This is a genomic window from Aureimonas ureilytica (assembly GCF_001475935.1).
Taxonomy (GTDB): Bacteria; Pseudomonadota; Alphaproteobacteria; order Rhizobiales; family Rhizobiaceae; genus Aureimonas; species Aureimonas ureilytica_A.
The window spans coordinates 45,755-62,399 of sequence record NZ_LDQA01000022.1 but is presented as its reverse complement, the minus strand read 5'-3'; the positions used below and the strand labels follow the sequence as shown (position 1 = coordinate 62,399).

Here is a 16,645-nt window from a genome sequence, read left to right as displayed (position 1 = left end):
CACTCAGCGCAGGATACGACGCAGCCGGCTTTCGATCTGCGCGGCCCCTTCCTCGGGCGTCGAGACGCCGGAGAGAACGGCGTTCACCGTCGTGCGGATCACCTCGCTCACCTCGTTGTAGCGCGGCGTCACCGGCCGGGCGCGCGCGGTTTCCACCACGGGCAGCGCTTCGGCGAACCAGGGGGCGGACTTCAACACGTCCGGGTCGCCATAGAGGCTGGCATAGGTCGGCAGCAGCGCGCCGTTGACCGCCATATATTTCGAGACCTCCTGGCCGCTCAGGTATTCGGCGAGCTTCTTGGCCTCGTCCTGATGCTGCGAATAGGCGGACACGCCGAACTCCCAGCCGCCGAGGCAGCTCGACTGCTCGCCCGACCCCAGCGCCGGCAGGCGCGCGACGCCGACCTTGCCGGCGACCGCCGATTCCGGCCCCTGGAAGTGCTTCCAGGCATAGGACCAGTTGATAGCGAAGAGCACCTTGCCGGCCTGAAACTCCTTGCGCGTGTCGTCGGTCGCGACTTCGGAAATGTTCTTCTTGGCGACGCCATCGTCCACGAAGCTCTTCCATAGGGCGAGCGAGCGGACGGCTGCCTCCTTGTCGAAATCGAGCTTGCCGTCCTTCACCAGCTGCTTGCCCTGGCTCCAATAGGGCAGAAGGAAGGTGCAGACCGCACCCTCGATCGCCTTGCCCTGGAAGCTCAGGCCCTGAAGATCGGCGGCGGCACTCCCCTCGCCGGCCGCGACCTTCTGGGCGGCTGCCTTCAGTTCGTCCCAGGTCTTGGGCGGGGCGATGCCGTATTTGTCCAAGAGATCCTTGCGGTAGTAGAGGAACATCGCGTCGGCGAAGGCCGGCAGGGCCACGGCCTCGCCGCCAATCGTATTGGCCTCCGCATAGGCCGGCAGATAGACGGAGAGATCCTTCTCGGGGAAATGCGTCGTCCAGCCGGCGGCGGCATATTGCGCCGGACGGATGACGTCGAGCATCAGCACGTCGAGATTGGGGTCCTTGGCGGACATCACCGTGTTAAGATACTGCGCCTGCGTCTCGGACGTGTTGCCGCCGGTCTCGATCGTGACCTTCACGCCCGGATTCTTGGCCTCGTAGGCGTCGAGTTCCTTGCGCCAGACATCGGGCTGATGCTGGCTCGACACGAAGATCTTGAGCTGCGTTTCGGCGAACGCGGGCGTTGCCGCGAGCACACAGGCGCCGAGCGCCGCGCGGATGAGAAAGCGTTTGCGCATCCGTCCAATTCCTCCCGTTGATTCTGTGCCGGGGCGGCGAAGTTCCGTCGCCTCAGCTTATGGCCTTCTCGCTCGCCGCATCGAAGAGATGGATTTTCGTGGAATCGACCCCGACGTGGAATTTCTGTCCGGCATCGGCCCGAAACGCAGGCGGCATTCGCGCCGTGAGCCTCGCCCCTCCCAAGGCGAAATGCACAAGGGTATCCGACCCCAGCGGTTCGACCACCTCCGCACCGACCTCGAGCGTCGCCGCCCCGTCCTGCGCCGGCCCGAAATGTTCGGGCCGGATGCCGACGATAATCTCGCGCCCCTCATCGCCGGCCCTGGCCAGGGCAAGCGGCAGCGCATGGCCGCCCGAGAAGAGGAGACGTCCGCCTTCGATCCGCGCGCGGGCGAAGTTCATGGCGGGCGAGCCGATGAAACCGCCGACGAACACGCTGGAAGGATAGTTATAGACCTCGTCGGGCGTGCCGACCTGCTCGATCTCGCCGCCGCGCAGGATGACAATGCGATCGGCCAGCGTCATCGCCTCGACCTGATCATGCGTGACATAGAGGATCGTGGTGCCGATCGTTTGATGCAGGCGCTTGATCTCGGTGCGCACCTCGCCGCGCAGCTTGGCGTCGAGATTGGACAGCGGCTCGTCGAACAGGAAGAGCTGCGGCCGGCGCACGATGGCGCGGCCCATGGCGACACGCTGGCGCTGGCCGCCCGAAAGCTGGCCCGGCCGCCGGTCCAGAAGATGCGCGATCCCCAGCATCTCGGCGGCATCCTGGATGCGCTTGTCGGCCTCCGCGCCCTTGATGCCGCGTACCTTCAGGCTGAATCCCATATTCTCGCGCACGGTCTTGTGCGGATAAAGCGCATAGTCCTGAAACACCATGGCGATGTCGCGCTCGCGCGGCGGCAGCGCGTTGACGACCTGATCGCCGATGCGCACCTCGCCCGAGGTCACGCTTTCGAGACCCGCCACCATGCGCAGCGTCGTGGACTTGCCGCAGCCGGACGGGCCGACAAGCACCACCAGTTCGCCATCGGCAATATCCAGATCGATGCCTTTGACGACCTGGGTACCGCCATAGCTCTTTCCGAGCCTGCGCAGGCTGACCGATGCCATGCTGTCCGCTTCCTCCCATCCGACATCCGAGAGTCGGCTTTCTCCCGCAATCTAGCGCGGAAGAAAATCTTAGATCAATCATGTATCAATTGTGCAGCGCCAGAGACACTGGCCCTTACCGGATTCGCGAGACATAGCGCGCCACTCGGGTGTCGTACCAAGTGTGCGAAACTTCCGCGATCGTGCCGTCCGCCGCCCAGCTTTTGCGGAAGATATGGCAGATCGGCGCGCCGACTTCGGGTTCGAAGGCGCTCGGCTTCCAGTCCGGCACATGGCCGAGATCGATCCGATCCTCCGCCTTTTCGATGAAGAGCCCGAGGCGCGTCCGGTAGAAGAGATAGAGCGATTCCGAGAGATCGTCGGTCGTGATGGTGTCGGCGAAACTCCCGTCCAGCCAAATTTCCTCCAGCGCCGCGATGCGGCCGGAGAGGCGGCGCAGGCGGCGGATTCGGTGGCCTTCGGGCGACGGGCCGAAGCCGGCGATCCCCTCGGGCTTGGGCAAGCGCTCGACATCCAGCACTTCGGCCGTCGGCAGGCCACCGCCCTCGATCAGTTCCAGCCGGAACATGGCGTAGAGGCTCTTAGGGTCGCTCGCCGCCCGGATATAATTGCCCGAGCCCTGCACGCGCTCCAACAGCCCGCGATTCTGCAACTCGGCCAAGGCCTTGCGCAGCGTGCCGATGGAGGTGCCCATCGTCAGCGCCATGTCGCGCTCGGGGCGCAGCTTCTCGCCCTCGATCAGCCGCCCGGCCGCGATGTCGCGCACCAGCGTTTCCGCCAGTTGGAGATAGACGGGGAGACTGCCCCTCACCTGCCGCATCCCGCCTGCCTCCCACTCGCAGCTGCAAATTGATACACCATTGATTTACTCGATATCCGGTGTTAGCTCCAGACGAGGTTTCGCGTTCCGGGAGGAAATGCATGTCCGTCGTCCCGATCACGTCCGCCGATCTCGATGCCGCCGAAGTGTCGTGGTTTTCGGCGCTATGCTCCGACGATTATGCCTTTCTCGGCGTGCCGGACGGCACTTTGCGGTCCAGCTGGGAGCACTGCTCCGAGATCGCGCTGACGGCCGAGCGGCTGGGCTTCCGCAACATTCTCTGCCCCTCCTCCTATCAGGTGGGGCAGGATACGCTGAGCTTCGTCGCCGGCTGCGCGCCGCTGACGAGCCGCATGAACTTTCTGGCCGCGATCCGCTGCGGCGAGATGCAGCCGATCATGCTGGCGCGCACGGTCGCGACGCTGGATCATATGCTCAAAGGCCGGCTGACGCTCAACGTCATCAGCTCCGACTTTCCCGGCGAAGTCGCCGACAGCGCCTTCCGCTACCGCCGCTCGCATGAAGTGGTCGAAATCCTGCGCCAGGCCTGGACGCGCGAGACGATCGATTTCGAGGGCGAGGTCTATCGCTTCAAGGGCGTCTCCACCGAGCCGGCCCGGCCCTATCAGCAGAATGGCGGCCCGCTTCTTTATTTCGGCGGTTACTCCCCGGACGCTTTGGAACTCTGCGGCGCACAGTGCGACGTCTATCTCATGTGGCCCGAAACGCGCGAGCAGCTGGCCGAGCGCATGAATGCCGTTCATGCGCGCGCCGAAGCCCATGGGCGCACGCTCGATTACGGGTTGCGCGTTCATGTCATCGTGCGTGACACGGAGCGGGAGGCGCGCGACTATGCCGAGCATCTCGTCTCCAGGCTCGACGACGAATATGGCAAGCTGATCCGCGACCGCGCCCATGACAGCATCTCGCTGGGGGTCGCCCATCAGGCCCGCGCCCGCGCGCTGGCGGACCAGTTCGGCTATATCGAGCCCAACCTCTGGACCGGCATCGGCCGGGCGCGCTCGGGCTGCGGCGCGGCGCTCGTCGGCTCGACGGACCAAATTCTGTCTGCCCTCGAAGACTATCGCAAGATGGGCATTCGCGCCTTCATCCTCTCGGGCTATCCGCATCTGGACGAGGCCGAGCATTTCGGCACCAAGGTTCTGCCGGCGCTGGCGACCTGCTCGCTGCCGCATGAATATGGCCGCGTCCCCGCGACCACGCCCGCCACCCCGCTCGGACTTGGGAGCCGCCACTGATGGAACGCTTGAAACTCGGGTCCGATCTGGATGTCAGCCGGCTGGTCTACGGGCTCTGGCGGCTCGGCGACGACAGCGACACCTCGCCCGCCCATGTCCAGCGCAAGATCGAAGCCTGCCTCGCGCAGGGCATCACCACGATGGACCATGCCGACATCTATGGCGGCTATCGCGGCGAGGCGATCTTCGGCGGCGCGCTGAAGGCCGCGCCTGATCTGCGGGACCGGATCGAGATCGTCACCAAATGCGGCATCGTCGCGCCGATGGGCCGACATGCCGGCGCGCGCGTCAAGCATTACGACACGAGCCGCGCCCATATCATGGCCTCGGTCGAGACCTCGCTGCGCGAGATGGCGATCGAGCGCATCGACCTCCTCCTGATCCACCGGCCCGATCCGCTGATCGACCCGGCCGAGACCGGCGCGGCGCTGGATGAACTTGTGGCCTCCGGCAAGGTGCGCGCGGTCGGTGTCTCGAACTTCCGGCCCTACGACCTGTCGCTGCTCCAGTCGGCCATGCGCGCGCCGCTCGTGACGAACCAGATCGAGCTGAGCCTTCTGGAAACCGAGCCCTTCCGCAATGGCGATCTCGCCTCGCTGATGGAGCGACGCATCCATCCAATGGCCTGGTCGCCGCTCGGCGGCGGGCGTCTCTTCGCGGACAGCGAGAGCCCGCTTCTGAAGCGCCTGAACGCGATCGCGGCCGAACAGGGCGTGGACACTGGCTCCGTTGCCATCGCCTGGCTTCTTGCCCACCCCGCCTGCATCCTGCCGGTGCTCGGAACCAATTCTCTCCCGCGCATTGCGGCCATCGGCGAGGCTTTGCGCGTTTCCATCGACCGCCAGACCTGGTTCGAGCTTTATAGCGCGGCCATGGGCCGGGACGTGCCGTGATGGGCATCATGCAGCCGATCCGCGATGGAACGGAGCATCGTTTCATCCCGAACGCCGAGAATGCCCGCGCCTATCGCAACGCGCTCGGCACCTTCACGACGGGCGTTACCGTGGTCACCGTGGCAACGTCGGCCGGGCCGATCGGCATGACGGTCAACAGTTTCGCTTCCGTTTCGCTCGATCCCCCGCTGGTGCTCTGGTCGCCGGCCAAGAGTTCGTCCCGCCACGCGCTCTTCACCGCCGCCCCGCATTTCGCGATCCATATTCTGGGTCTGGAGGAGGACGGTTTGAGCACGCGCTTCACGCGCGGCGGGCTCGGCTTCGAAGGGCTGGACTGGCAGGCCAACGACGAGGGTGCCCCTGTTATCGCGGGCACGCTGGCGCGTTTCGAATGCGAAACAGCCTCGCTCCACGATGCCGGCGACCACACGATCATGCTCGGCCGAGTCCTGCGCGCGGCCCATCGCGAGGGCGATCCGCTCTGCTTTTCGCGCGGAGCCTTCGGGCATTTCAGACGTCATATCCAAGACTGAAGACACCGACCGCCCCCACCGCGTCACGGTTGAGTTCGAGCGAGGCAGGCATGATCCGAAGCTTGAGGGAACATGGCCCGGCCGGCCTGACGCGAGGCGCGGTGTATAGCACGCGGTCCCTCTTTCCCGGCTGCCTCGTCAGTGTCGTCGTGGCGCTGGCCGCCACCTTCCTGTCAGAGCACTACGGCGGGCCGGTCATGCTTTTCGCCCTGCTTCTGGGTATCGCCTTCAATTTCCTGTCGGTCGAGGGTGCCTGCAAGCCGGGCATCGACTTCACCTCCCGCACCGTCCTGCGGTTCGGCGTGGCGTTGCTCGGCGTGCGCATCACCGTGTCGGACGCGATGATGCTCGGCCCTGCCCCGATCCTTCTTGCGATTCTCGGCGTTGCGACCACCATCGGCGTCGGCGTGTTTCTGGCAAGGTCTCTGCGCTTCCCCGCCCTGTTCGGGCTGCTGACGGGCGGCGCGGTCGGCATTTGCGGCGCGTCGGCCGCGCTCGCCATCGCCTCGGTTCTTCCCAAGCGCGAGGGCGCGCGAGAGAGCGACGTGATCTTCACCGTCGTCGTCGTCACGACCTTCTCGACCATCGCCATGGTGCTCTACCCGATCCTCCTGAAGCAGAGCCCGTTCAGCGACGCGCAGATCGGCATTTTCCTCGGTGCGACGATCCATGACGTGGCGCAGGTCGTGGGCGCGGGCTTCAGCATCTCGACCGAGGCGGGCGACGCCGCCACGCTGACCAAGCTCCTGCGCGTTGCCATGCTGGTGCCCGTGGTTCTCTCGATTTCCTTTTTCGTCTCGCGCGGCCAGAGCGAAGGGAGGGTCAGCGTGCCCGGTTTTCTTCTCGGCTTCGTCGCACTGGTGGCGATCAACAGTTTCGGCCTCGTGCCGCCCGTCGTCGCGACGGCTCTGTCGGACCTGTCGCGCTGGGCGCTCGTCGCGGCCATCGCCGCGCTCGGCATGAAGACCATGCTCGGGCAGATCGTCACGGTCGGCCCGCGCGCGTTGATCCTGATCCTTCTGGAAACGATCTGGATCGCGGCGCTCGGACTTGCTGTGGTCTGGTTTCTTTAGACGGTCACCAGCGATCGCGCTCCAGAAGATGCGTGACCGCCGCGCCGCTCATGAGAACGATTGCGTCCTCCACAAAGCCGCTTTCCGTCTGCCCGTAGCGATCCATCGCCTGGCGTCTGAGCGCGAGACCCAGATAGGACGCGCCGATCGCCGCCGCGATGCCGAGAACCGATCCCGCCGCCCGATCCCCACGCGGCGCGAGCACCGCGCCGGCAAAGCCTGCCGTGAGACTGCGCGCCAGAAGCCCCGCCGGCACGGTGCGGTCCGGCGCGGACGCCATCTTGTCGCCCGCCATTTCGGCGGCGGCGAGTGCCGTGGTTCCGAGCGCCACGAGGGGATGGGCCAGAAGATCACGCGCCGGCGCGCCGGGCGGCAAGTCCCCACGCCGGGCCGCGCCCGACAGAAGCGCCAGCGGCGTCATGGCGCGTTGGCCCGCGACGAGGCCGATCAGAAGCGAGCGAAGCATGGCATGTTCCTCAAGATGCGATGGAGAACGAAGTGTCAGCACAACATCTCGAGCCCGGCTCCGTATCCATCACCGGCCGGATTTCGCTTCACGACCGGGACTCGGCTCCATGCCCCACGCGATGCCGCGCGCTGACGATCGCTGCGAGGTCGAGATAGGAGTTGGCGAGGCCTTCGAACATCTCGCCGAGTTCCAGCGGCAGGGAGCGGCTCGACGCCATATCCTGCTCCAGCGCTCGAATGGCCGCTTCGCTGACGGCGCACATCGCCTGACATCGTTCCAGAAGCATTCGCACCTGCTGCGCTTCCGACATCGATGGCAGTCCTTCCGCCCCACGCTTGCCACCTCGCCAAGCGGACTTCCCCTAGGGAAGACGTAAGCCAGACTTGTTGGTTTGGACATTGCGCGCCACTCTTATTTGGATGGCTGACCACGCAAGCGCGTCATGAGCCGCAAATTGGCCACGCTGCGGCGCGAGAGCGCCTTGCGCGGCAATGCCTATCGCGCAAACCAGCCTTGTCGAAAACAACGAACAATCCGGCGTGTCCAGCGCTGCGGGACGCTTCCGCTCCGACACGCTTTCGACTAACTCACGGACCTGAATGCGACATATCGCACCAGGCGTCGCGCTTCCTTTTCAGATTTGAAACCCTATGCCAGCTTCTCAGCTCAGCTCCCTTTCCGCCGCATCCCAGACGGTCACCGACATGTCCGGCGGCCAGCCTGCGCCTATCCTGCGCGGGGACGATTTTCCGAGCGGAGCGCCCGGTGGCGAGCGGCTCGATCACGTGTTCGAACGTCTGACGGAGCGCTTCTCGGCCCTGCCGGCCGTCGTCTCGGGCGGCCGGTCCTGGACCTATGGCGAGGTCGATGCCCGCGCCAACCAGATGGCGCGTGTTCTGGAACGGCGCGGGGTGACGCCGGGCACGCGCGTCGGGCTGCTGCTCGGCCGCTCGGCCATGACCTATGTCGCGACACTGGCGATCATGAAGGCGGGCGGCGTCTTCGTGCCGCTCGCCACCGCCTTCCCGCCCGAGCGCATGGCCCTCATCATCGAGGATGCCGCGATCGCTCTCGTCGTGTCGGAGGCGGCCTATGTGGATCTCGCCCGCGCGCTTCCCGTCGATAGCCTCCTGATCGAGGAGATCGAAGCTGAGATTTCGGCAGAGCCGGAAACGTCCCTCGGCCAGCGGGGCGGCCCGCAGGACGCCTGCTACATTCTCTACACCTCGGGCACGACGGGCCGGCCGAAGGGTGTGGAAATCCTTCACCGCAGCATTGCCAATTTCGTGCAGGTAGCGGCGGCAAGCTACGGCTACCGACCGGGCGACCGCGTCTATCAGGGCATGACGATCGCCTTCGACTTCTCGACCGAGGAAATCTGGGTTCCCTTCGCGGCTGGCGCGACGATCTATCCCGCGCCCCATCGCTATACGCCGGTGGGCGAGGAACTGTCGGACTTCCTCAACCAGCACGAAATTCAATGCATGGCGTGCAGCCCGACGCTGCTTTCCTCCATCGAGAGCGACGTGCCGAGCCTGCGCCTCATTCTGGTGGGCGGCGAAGCCTGCCCACAGGGGCTCGTGTCGCGCTGGTCCCGGCCGGGACTGCAAATCCTCAACACCTACGGCCCGACCGAAGCGACGGTGACGGCGACCATGGCGACGCTAGTTCCCGGCCGCCCGGTGACGATCGGCCGTCCGCTGCCGACCTACAGCATCGTCATTCTGGACCCGGCCGAGGCGAAGCTCGCGGCGGGCAACGAGCTCGGCGAAATCGGCATTGCCGGTATCGGCCTGGCCGCCGGCTATCTGCACCGCCCCGATCTCACGGACGAGAAGTTCATTCCCGACTTCATCGGCCTGCCGAACAACCCTTCGGCGCGCATCTATCGCACGGGCGATCTCGGCCATATCAATTCGCATGGCGAGATCGAGTATCATGGGCGCATCGACACGCAGGTGAAGATTCGCGGCCACCGGATCGAGCTGGGCGAGATCGAGGCGATCCTTCTGGAGCAGCCCGGCATCGCCCAGGCGGCGGTGACGGCGGTGGAAATCCAGCCGGGGCGCACCGAGCTTGCCGCCTATTACGCGCTGAAGACGGAGGCCGAGCCGCTGTCCAAGCCCGAACTTTCGGCCGAGCTGAAGCGTCGCCTGCCCGCCTATATGGTGCCGGCCTATCTGGAGCAGCTGGACGCACTTCCCATGACCGTGTCGGACAAGATCGACACGCGTAAGCTGCCCAAGCCACAGCTCAACGAGACCAACGCCAACCGTGAGATCGTCGAGCCGCGCAGCGACAACGAGCGCTTCCTGGTGGATGCCGCGCGCGAAATCCTGGGTGTCGAGCGCATTTCCGTCGAGGATCATTTCTTCGACGATCTCAGCGCCAACTCCCTGCTGATGGCGCGCTTCTGCGCCCGCGTGCGCACGCAGCCGGGCTGGGGCACGACCTCGATGCGCGACATCTACCTCTATCCCAGCGTCGCGCGGCTGGCCGAGCATCTCCAGACGCCGGACGAGATCGAGCAGGCCGAGATCGAGCCCGTGCCGACGCACCGCGCGACGAACTTGGCCTATTGGACCACAGGCGCGGCGCAGCTTCTGTTCTACTCGGTCTACAGCTATTTCGGCCTCTGGGTCTTCGACCGGGGTCTCGACTGGGTCTATGTCGAGCTGGACGCGCCGATCCAGCTTTATCTGCGCTGCGTGCTGCTCTCGGCCGGCATCTTCTTCGGCATGTCAGGGCTTGCGATCCTTGCCAAATGGACGCTGATCGGACGCTGGAAGCAGGAGTCGATCCCGATCTGGAGCGCGCGCTATTACCGCTTCTGGGTGGTGCAGACGCTGATCCGCACCGCGCCCGTCGTCCTCTTCCGGGGTAGCCCGCTTTACAGCTGGTATCTCCAGCTCCTGGGCGCGCGGCTCGGGCACAACACGATCATCGAATGCCGCTACGTGCCGGTTTGCACCGATCTGATCGAGATCGGCGACAACACGATCATCCGCAAGGAGTCGATCGTGCTCGGCTATCACGCGCGCGCCGGCTACATTCACACCGGCCCGGTGACGATCGGCGACAATGCCTTCGTGGGCGCGGGCTGCGTGCTCGACATCGGCACCAAGGTCGGCGACGGCTCGCAGCTCGGCCATGCCTCCTCGCTGCATAGCGGCCAGTCCATCCCGGACGGCGAATGCTGGCACGGCTCTCCGGCCGTGCGCACGGACGCCGATTACTGCAAGGTCGAGAACCGCCGCCTGTCGGAGCTTCGGCGCGGGCTGTTCGAAGTGATGCAGCTGATCGCGCTCTTTGCGCTCATCACACCCTTCCCGCTCCTGTTTCACAGCTACTGGCAGAATGTCGGCGACGACTATCAGGAAACCATCGGCATCGTGGCGCTCGGCACCACGGTGACGCTGTTCGGCTATATTGCCGTCTCGCTTCTGGCGGCGCTGGTGGTGCCGCGCGTGGTCGGCCTCGTGCTGAAGCCCGGCCGCACCTACACGCTCTATGGCTTCCATTATTGGCTGCAGACGGCGGTGGAGTTCTGCTCCAACAACAAGATCCTGAACGTCCTGTTCGGCGACTCCTCGGCCATCGTCCATTACATCCGGGCGCTCGGCTGGAACCTCAACACCGTCACCCAGACAGGCTCGAATTTCGGCAGCAACCAGCAGCAGGAAAGCCCGCATCTCTGCGAGATCGGCAGCCATACGATGGTGTCGGACGGCTTGTTCATGCTCAACATGCACAAGTCCGCCTCCTCCTTCCGGCTGGAGCATACCAAGGTCGGCGCGCAGAACTATTTCGGCAACAACATCTTCTTCCCGTCCGACGCGCGCACAGGCGACAATTGCCTGCTCGGCACCAAGGTCATGGTGCCCATCAGCGGCCCGGTGCGGGAGAATGTCGGCCTGCTCGGCTCTCCGCCCTTCGAGATTCCCCGCCTTGTTTCGCGCGACAAGGAACTGATCGCGAGCGTCAGTGCGCAGGAGCGTCGCCAGCGCGTGCGCCTCAAGAATCGGCACAATGCCGTGACCGGCGTCCTGATGCTGACGGTGCTGTGGGTGGAGCTGTTCATCGCGCTCGCCATCGGCGACCGGGCGCTCAACTATTACACCGATTGGGGCGCGGTCGCGCTCTTCGTCGGCTCGCTTCTCGTGGTCGCCATCGAAATCCCGATGCAGCTTCTGATCGAGCGCGCGAGTCTGGGCTTTCGCAAGCTGAAGCCGCATATGACGACGATCTACGATCGCTCCTTCTGGCGGCACGAGCGTCACTGGAAGCTCGCCGATTCCGCCATCGTCAATCTCTTCCCCGGCACGCCCTTCCGTCCCATGGTGCTGCGGATGCTGGGCGTGAAGGTCGGCAAGCGCGTCTATGACGCGGGTGCGAACCTCACCGAGCGCTCCCTGGTGGAGATCGGCGACGATGCGACGCTGAACGAGGGCTGCGTCATCCAGGCCCATTCGCTGGAGGAAGGCGCGTTCAAGTCGGACCTGATCCGCATCGGCAAGGGCTGCACGCTCAGCCCCGCCGCCTTCGTGCATTACGGCGTGACTATGGGCGAAGGCTCCATGGCCGATACGGACGCTTTCGTCATGAAGGGCGAGGTTCTGGAGCCCCATTCCATCTGGAGCGGAAACCCGGCCAAGCTCAGCCGCTTCGTTCGGCCGGTCACAGGCGTTGGCGGAACGGAGTGCGGCGCGTGAGCACCGAGCCCGCTCAAGCCAAGGTGCGGCTGGCGCCCGTCGATGACACCAACCGCACCGCCATCGCGGCGATGGTCCTGGGAGAGTCACAGGCGCATTTCCTCGCCAGCAACGCCGACTCGCTCGCCGAAGCGGAAGAAGACGCCGACGCCCGGCCGCGCGCCGTCTTGGCTGGCGATCAATTGGTCGGGTTCCTCATGTACGACGCCTCGGAAAGCGAGAGCGAGGCGCGCATCTATCGCCTGATGATCGCTCCCGATGAGCAGGGCAAAGGCTACGGCCGAGCGGTGGTGCAGGCCGCCCTGTCGGAGATCCGCGCGCTCGGCCATGTCCGCGAAGTCTCGATCTGCTACGACCCCGGCAACGAGGCCGCGCGCCGGCTTTATCGTGCGGCCGGCTTTCAGGAAAAGGGGTTGGACGAGGACGGCGAAATGATCGCTCGGCTCGTCTGGCCTGCCGCCGAGGCCCGACGCTGACGACGGACGACGCCCCGGACGAGATCGCGCTCGCCGCGGCGCTGGGCCGCCTCGTCACCGAGGGCATCGCGCTGGCCTGCCGCCGGATCCGGCCGGGCGACGAGAGCTATCTCCTGCCAGCCGAAGCGCGCTCGATCTCTGCGCGCGGGGCGGAGCGGCGGCGGGCGAGCGGCGCGGCTCGGCTGGCTGCGCGCACGCTTCTGTCGGCGCGGCTCGGCGAAGCGGTTGAAATTCCACGTGGCCCCTCGGGCCAGCCGCTCTGGCCGGACGGGGTGGTCGGCTCGCTCGCCCATGACGAGACGATGGCGGTGGCGGCGGTGGCAAGCGTCGGCGCGATCCGCTCGCTCGGCATCGACGTGGAGCCCAGCCTGCCCCTGCCGGACGAGCTTCTCGATCTCGTCGTCATGCCCAACGACCGCACCGGCGATCTGGAACCGAGCTTCGCGGCACGGCTTCTCTTCAGCGCCAAGGAGGCGGTCTACAAAGCTGCCTTCCCGCTCGACGGCCGCTTCCTGGATTATGGCGACATCGCCATCGATCTGCCCGCCGGCCACGCCACGACCCGCACCGGCCACAGGTTCCAGCTCCGGCATCTGACGTTCCCAAGGATCGTCACACTGGCGTCTTTCTAGCTCTGCCCGACCAGAACGAAGACAATTAGCAGCAGAGCCAGTGCCGCCAGAATGAGGATGATCACCCAGCCCTTCATGGCGCGGTGGGCGACCTGATCGCCTTCAGTCTTGATCCCGCGCGGATGATCCATATTGCAAGCCGGCAGCGGGTCCCCACACCGATTCCAGACTCACCAACAAGGACGCCACGCCGGGCACGGGAAGCCTTCCTGACGACACGCGCGACAACGAAGCCGCTGTCGGCAGCGATTGAGCGGCCGGCATTCATCGGTTCCGATTCGCTGGGACGCCGTCAGCGCTCCCAGGGCGGGATGAAACGGGTGTCGCGATAATCGGAAAGATAGCCCGTGTGAACGGGGCTGAGCCAGTTGCGCGCCTTCATATAGCCGATCGTCTCTTGCGGCTCGCCGCCGGAACGGGCGCGAATGCGCAATTTCGAGCGGAAGCTGCCGGGCTTGCCGACGCCTTCCAACTCGTCCAGCCGAGGAAGGTGGTCGGGCTCGACTCCGTACAACTCGCCCCACACGGGCAGGCCATGGCCGGGACGGTCCAGCATCATCGGGCCGTAGAACGATCCGGCGATCACCATGGGATAGGGTTCGCTGGTCCGCACCTCACCTAGAAACTCACTCCTGGCCAGTCCGAGGGAGTGAAATGGAAAACCGCGTTTGAGCGTGCCGTAGACAAAGACATGAAGCATGTCGGGATAAGGCAGCCGTCCGTCCCACGGTTCCTGTCGTTTCGCTTCGGTGGATCAGGCGAAATGTCGCGCGCCGTCGCGCCGCTCAAGACGGGCGCCCCCAATCCCACGGATGATAAGCAGTTAAAAGACCTGTCCCGCCCGCTTGGTCAGTGTGTTCGAATGAATCACGAAACGAACGGCGAATGCGATGACCGTGGCAGAAATAACGGCCGAGCCGACATGTGAGAACGTGCCAGACAATCTCATTCGACCGCTCCTCGCTCTGTCCAAGTCCACGCGCCAGCTCATCTCGCTGAAGCTCGCCGAAATCGGCGTCGTGGCGGGGCAGGATCAGCTTCTGGACGCGATCGATCCCGACCAACGGCGCGGCATTTGCGAGATCGCGCGGGAGCTTTCCGTTCGGCCTTCGACCGTTTCGAAAATGCTGGACAGTCTGGAGCGGCGGGGCTGGTGCCGGCGCGAGATGGACGACGCCGATCTCCGGCGAACCTTCGTGGTTTTGACCGAGGATGGCGCGCGGGTCCGCAGCGAGGTCCGGCAGGTCTGGTCCGCCATGAATGACGATCTGACGCGCCAGATTCCTTGCGCCGACAGACCAGCCTTATCGGACGCGCTCTGGCGCATCGAACGCATCGTCGCAGGCCGGCTTTCGCGTCTGCGATAGGGCCTGCAAGCGCACAACGCGGATCAAGAGGTGAGCGCGCGAACGCAGTGCGGCGTGCGCCTCCGTTACGAACGCCCGCCCCATCGGTCAGCGCTTGGTTCAGCCGTAGCCGATCGATCCGCGTTCGCCCTGCGACCACGAGACGGTATCACGCGGCCGACCCAGCCCGTCCACCATCGATCGAAGACGGCGACCGGCACGGCGAGCACCACAGTTCCCAGCATCGTCACCCCAAAGGTCGCCGCGATCTGTACGAACCACCCTGCCCCGGCCGTGGCTTCGAATGTCAGACTGGAGACGGAACAGATGACGAGGACTTGGCAAAGATAGATTCCGAACGACAGAAACCCGAGCCCGCGCCCCAGCCGGCCACTCATGGCACGCCGCAGCCCCGCCGAGCGGCGAAACAAGAGCAGCGCGAGGCAGGCGGCAATCGTATGCAGAACCACGCGAAGGCGCAGCGCGTCCCATTCGGCCACCGGCGCAAGCGCGGCATAGAAGCCCTCGGGGCGGCCACCGACGACATTTTCATGATATCCGGCGAGAAGCAGAATGGCAGAGACGGCCAACAGGATTCGTCCCGAGCCCCAATCCTCCCTCTTCGTGCGATCACGCCACGCAAGCCCGAGGCCGACAAGGAAGGGGGTCAGCCTGGGGCTGATGCAGAACGCGGCACAGCCAATTGAGACCAGGCCAACCCACCGTAACCGCTCCAGTCGAACCATGAGGAGCGCTGCCCCAAGCACGAGGAGGCTACCGGCGAACTCGTAGAACATAGTCCAGAGGCTGGAGTTATAAGCCGCGTGGCCGGTGAAGAAGGTCGTTGCCCCTTCCCAAAGACTATCGGGAATTTCGCGCAGGCCCGCGCTGGACCACGTGTAGAACCAGCCGAGCCAGATGGACGGTACGAGCGGTGCGACGGCCTGATTCGAAAATCCGCCGAACGCCATGACAAGCCCGGCCATCAGGTTAGTCAACATCACCGGACCCGCCAGACGCGGCCAGCGCTTCAGGGCGGACGTCGCGGCCAGCTGTGCGCTGCCGGTGCGCAGCACGCCGAGCGAGAGCACATAGCCCGACAAGACGAAGAAGACGACAACCGCCGCCGACCCGTTGACGAGCGCGAAGGCCGGCGTGCGCGATAGCGAATAGGCCTGGCCCGGATAGGTCAGACCATGAAGACGCGGCGTGAAGGCCAGCATCGTATGATGCACGAGCACGATAAGGGCCGCGATGCCACGAAGCGCTTCCAGCTCCGCCAATTTCCCGCGCACTCCGTTTCGGGGCGTATCCATATCCCAACCTGCCCTGATGACCGCAGCGCCCGTCGCCTCTGCAAGGCGACCCGATGCCCCTCCTAACGCGCCTCATACGGGGCGGCCAGAGGTGTAGTTCGCGGGCCAGATTTCCGGGTCGTCGGACTTCGCATCCGTCCTCCACCAAGGGTTGTCCGAAGGAGAGGCTCGGGGTCAGTCGAGGCATGGTCTGTGGAAATGCTCGAACCAACGTCCCAATCCATTCGAAAAATCAATGGACGGTCGCTGTCTTTGCGCGGGTTCTGAACAGCGCAACGGCGCATCTCTATATGTCGACGCGAACAGCATTATCTGCGCAGAGAAACGCCTGATCAGAAGAGGATTTTCTTGTTTAGTTCTGATGATGAAAAATGGTGCCCAAGGGCGGAATCGAACCACCGACACTGCGATTTTCAGTCGCATGCTCTACCAACTGAGCTACTTGGGCTTCGCAGCGCTTCTTCTTTCGAAGTGCATCTCTGCGTTGGTGAGTGCCTTATAGAAGGCTCGAAAAAGCCTGTCTAGCCTTTTCTCATGTCGGCACGATGAAAAAAGACAGCAGAATCCTGCTTGCCTTCCTCGGCTCCCTATGGCAAATAGCCGCCATCGAAGCGCTGCGGTAGCTCAGTGGTAGAGCACTCCATTGGTAATGGAGAGGTCGAGAGTTCAATCCTCTCTCGCAGCACCAGATACTTCCCCACCAAAAAGACTTTTACTCTGATCGAACGACAAGCTACATTTTGCGGTGCCGTCTTTT

At 64.8% G+C, this 16,645-nt stretch carries 16 protein-coding genes and 2 tRNA genes; 9 read left to right on the top strand and 9 right to left on the bottom strand.

Annotation, left to right across the window (positions count from 1 at the left end; genetic code table 11):
* Nucleotides 1-3: 3 nt before the first annotated feature.
* The 3 genes from NS365_RS09990 to NS365_RS09980 form a co-directional block, all read right to left on the bottom strand.
* Nucleotides 4-1,242, bottom strand: a complete 1,239-nt coding sequence (locus NS365_RS09990; RefSeq protein WP_058600138.1) for an ABC transporter substrate-binding protein — start codon at nucleotides 1,240-1,242, stop codon at nucleotides 4-6.
* A 52-nt stretch (nucleotides 1,243-1,294) separates the two neighbouring features.
* Nucleotides 1,295-2,359 (bottom strand): ABC transporter ATP-binding protein, encoded by a 1,065-nt coding sequence (locus NS365_RS09985; RefSeq protein WP_058600137.1) that lies wholly within the window; start codon nucleotides 2,357-2,359, stop codon nucleotides 1,295-1,297.
* Nucleotides 2,360-2,474: 115 nt separating this feature from the next.
* A complete protein-coding gene (locus tag NS365_RS09980; protein ID WP_058600136.1) occupies nucleotides 2,475-3,179 on the bottom strand; it encodes a GntR family transcriptional regulator in 705 nt (234 codons plus the stop codon).
* 101 nt (nucleotides 3,180-3,280) lie between these two features.
* On the opposite strand from NS365_RS09980, the gene NS365_RS09975 reads away from it, so the two are divergent.
* The 4 genes from NS365_RS09975 (at nucleotide 3,281) to NS365_RS09960 (ending at nucleotide 6,937) form a co-directional block, all read left to right on the top strand.
* A complete protein-coding gene (locus NS365_RS09975; RefSeq protein ID WP_058600135.1) occupies nucleotides 3,281-4,438 on the top strand; it encodes an LLM class flavin-dependent oxidoreductase in 1,158 nt (385 codons plus the stop codon).
* Nucleotides 4,438-5,331, top strand: coding sequence for an aldo/keto reductase (locus tag NS365_RS09970; protein ID WP_058600134.1), 894 nt, complete (start codon nucleotides 4,438-4,440; stop codon nucleotides 5,329-5,331). Before NS365_RS09975 ends, NS365_RS09970 begins: the two co-directional genes overlap by 1 nt.
* The gene (locus NS365_RS09965) at nucleotides 5,331-5,864 is read left to right on the top strand and encodes a flavin reductase family protein (protein ID WP_058600133.1); all 534 of its coding nucleotides are present in this window, start codon (nucleotides 5,331-5,333) and stop codon (nucleotides 5,862-5,864) included. The genes NS365_RS09970 and NS365_RS09965 overlap by 1 nt, the downstream gene beginning before the upstream one ends.
* 101 nt (nucleotides 5,865-5,965) lie before the next feature.
* A complete protein-coding gene (locus NS365_RS09960) occupies nucleotides 5,966-6,937 on the top strand; it encodes a YeiH family protein (protein WP_244498415.1) in 972 nt (323 codons plus the stop codon).
* Between the two features lie 4 nt (nucleotides 6,938-6,941).
* On the opposite strand, the gene NS365_RS09955 is transcribed toward NS365_RS09960, so the two are convergent.
* Together NS365_RS09955 and NS365_RS09950 are read right to left on the bottom strand one after the other, a co-directional pair.
* Nucleotides 6,942-7,403 carry a hypothetical protein gene (locus NS365_RS09955; protein ID WP_058600131.1) on the bottom strand — a complete coding sequence of 154 codons (462 nt, stop codon included), beginning with the start codon at nucleotides 7,401-7,403 and terminating at the stop codon, nucleotides 6,942-6,944.
* Between the two features lie 88 nt (nucleotides 7,404-7,491).
* Entirely contained in the window at nucleotides 7,492-7,716 is a 225-nt protein-coding gene (locus tag NS365_RS09950; protein WP_058600130.1) for a hypothetical protein, read from the bottom strand.
* A 394-nt stretch (nucleotides 7,717-8,110) separates the two neighbouring features.
* Between NS365_RS09950 and NS365_RS09945 the strand changes: the two genes are divergently transcribed.
* Genes NS365_RS09945 through NS365_RS24950 form a run of 3 tightly spaced genes read left to right on the top strand, consistent with a single transcriptional unit; the run spans nucleotide 8,111 to nucleotide 13,226 of the window.
* Entirely contained in the window at nucleotides 8,111-12,118 is a 4,008-nt protein-coding gene (locus NS365_RS09945) for a Pls/PosA family non-ribosomal peptide synthetase (protein ID WP_058600283.1), read from the top strand.
* Entirely contained in the window at nucleotides 12,115-12,594 is a 480-nt protein-coding gene (locus NS365_RS09940) for a GNAT family N-acetyltransferase (RefSeq protein WP_343286839.1), read from the top strand. The genes NS365_RS09945 and NS365_RS09940 overlap by 4 nt, the downstream gene beginning before the upstream one ends.
* The gene (locus tag NS365_RS24950; protein ID WP_343286840.1) at nucleotides 12,567-13,226 is read left to right on the top strand and encodes a 4'-phosphopantetheinyl transferase family protein; all 660 of its coding nucleotides are present in this window, start codon (nucleotides 12,567-12,569) and stop codon (nucleotides 13,224-13,226) included. Before NS365_RS09940 ends, NS365_RS24950 begins: the two co-directional genes overlap by 28 nt.
* Here NS365_RS24950 and NS365_RS25195 read toward each other — a convergent pair.
* Nucleotides 13,223-13,357 (bottom strand): hypothetical protein, encoded by a 135-nt coding sequence (locus NS365_RS25195; protein WP_275477555.1) that lies wholly within the window; start codon nucleotides 13,355-13,357, stop codon nucleotides 13,223-13,225. The genes NS365_RS24950 and NS365_RS25195 overlap by 4 nt on opposite strands.
* 161 nt (nucleotides 13,358-13,518) lie before the next feature.
* A complete protein-coding gene (locus NS365_RS09930; RefSeq protein ID WP_058600128.1) occupies nucleotides 13,519-13,926 on the bottom strand; it encodes a gamma-glutamylcyclotransferase family protein in 408 nt (135 codons plus the stop codon).
* 190 nt (nucleotides 13,927-14,116) lie between these two features.
* Between NS365_RS09930 and NS365_RS09925 the strand changes: the two genes are divergently transcribed.
* The gene (locus NS365_RS09925; RefSeq protein ID WP_058600127.1) at nucleotides 14,117-14,593 is read left to right on the top strand and encodes a MarR family winged helix-turn-helix transcriptional regulator; all 477 of its coding nucleotides are present in this window, start codon (nucleotides 14,117-14,119) and stop codon (nucleotides 14,591-14,593) included.
* A 65-nt stretch (nucleotides 14,594-14,658) separates the two neighbouring features.
* Here the strand turns inward: NS365_RS09925 and NS365_RS09920 are convergent, their stop codons facing one another.
* Together NS365_RS09920 and NS365_RS09915 are read right to left on the bottom strand one after the other, a co-directional pair.
* A complete protein-coding gene (locus tag NS365_RS09920; RefSeq protein WP_082684533.1) occupies nucleotides 14,659-15,888 on the bottom strand; it encodes an acyltransferase family protein in 1,230 nt (409 codons plus the stop codon).
* Nucleotides 15,889-16,260: 372 nt separating this feature from the next.
* Nucleotides 16,261-16,336: transfer RNA gene (locus NS365_RS09915), tRNA-Phe, on the bottom strand.
* A 165-nt stretch (nucleotides 16,337-16,501) separates the two neighbouring features.
* On the opposite strand from NS365_RS09915, the gene NS365_RS09910 reads away from it, so the two are divergent.
* Nucleotides 16,502-16,576: transfer RNA gene (locus NS365_RS09910), tRNA-Thr, on the top strand.
* Nucleotides 16,577-16,645: the final 69 nt, after the last annotated feature.

What these genes read in the sequence shown, in the direction of transcription:
- NS365_RS09990 (WP_058600138.1), bottom strand. Translation starts at nt 1,242, where the DNA reads ATGCGCAAACGCTTTCTCATCCGCGCGGCGCTCGGCGCCTGTGTGCTC.
- NS365_RS09985 (WP_058600137.1), bottom strand. Translation starts at nt 2,359, where the DNA reads ATGGCATCGGTCAGCCTGCGCAGGCTCGGAAAGAGCTATGGCGGTACC.
- NS365_RS09980 (WP_058600136.1), bottom strand. Translation starts at nt 3,179, where the DNA reads ATGCGGCAGGTGAGGGGCAGTCTCCCCGTCTATCTCCAACTGGCGGAA.
- NS365_RS09975 (WP_058600135.1), top strand. Translation starts at nt 3,281, where the DNA reads ATGTCCGTCGTCCCGATCACGTCCGCCGATCTCGATGCCGCCGAAGTG.
- NS365_RS09970 (WP_058600134.1), top strand. Translation starts at nt 4,438, where the DNA reads ATGGAACGCTTGAAACTCGGGTCCGATCTGGATGTCAGCCGGCTGGTC.
- NS365_RS09965 (WP_058600133.1), top strand. Translation starts at nt 5,331, where the DNA reads ATGGGCATCATGCAGCCGATCCGCGATGGAACGGAGCATCGTTTCATC.
- NS365_RS09955 (WP_058600131.1), bottom strand. Translation starts at nt 7,403, where the DNA reads ATGCTTCGCTCGCTTCTGATCGGCCTCGTCGCGGGCCAACGCGCCATG.
- NS365_RS09950 (WP_058600130.1), bottom strand. Translation starts at nt 7,716, where the DNA reads ATGTCGGAAGCGCAGCAGGTGCGAATGCTTCTGGAACGATGTCAGGCG.
- NS365_RS09945 (WP_058600283.1), top strand. Translation starts at nt 8,111, where the DNA reads ATGTCCGGCGGCCAGCCTGCGCCTATCCTGCGCGGGGACGATTTTCCG.
- NS365_RS25195 (WP_275477555.1), bottom strand. Translation starts at nt 13,357, where the DNA reads ATGGATCATCCGCGCGGGATCAAGACTGAAGGCGATCAGGTCGCCCAC.
- NS365_RS09930 (WP_058600128.1), bottom strand. Translation starts at nt 13,926, where the DNA reads ATGCTTCATGTCTTTGTCTACGGCACGCTCAAACGCGGTTTTCCATTT.
- NS365_RS09925 (WP_058600127.1), top strand. Translation starts at nt 14,117, where the DNA reads ATGACCGTGGCAGAAATAACGGCCGAGCCGACATGTGAGAACGTGCCA.
- NS365_RS09920 (WP_082684533.1), bottom strand. Translation starts at nt 15,888, where the DNA reads ATGGATACGCCCCGAAACGGAGTGCGCGGGAAATTGGCGGAGCTGGAA.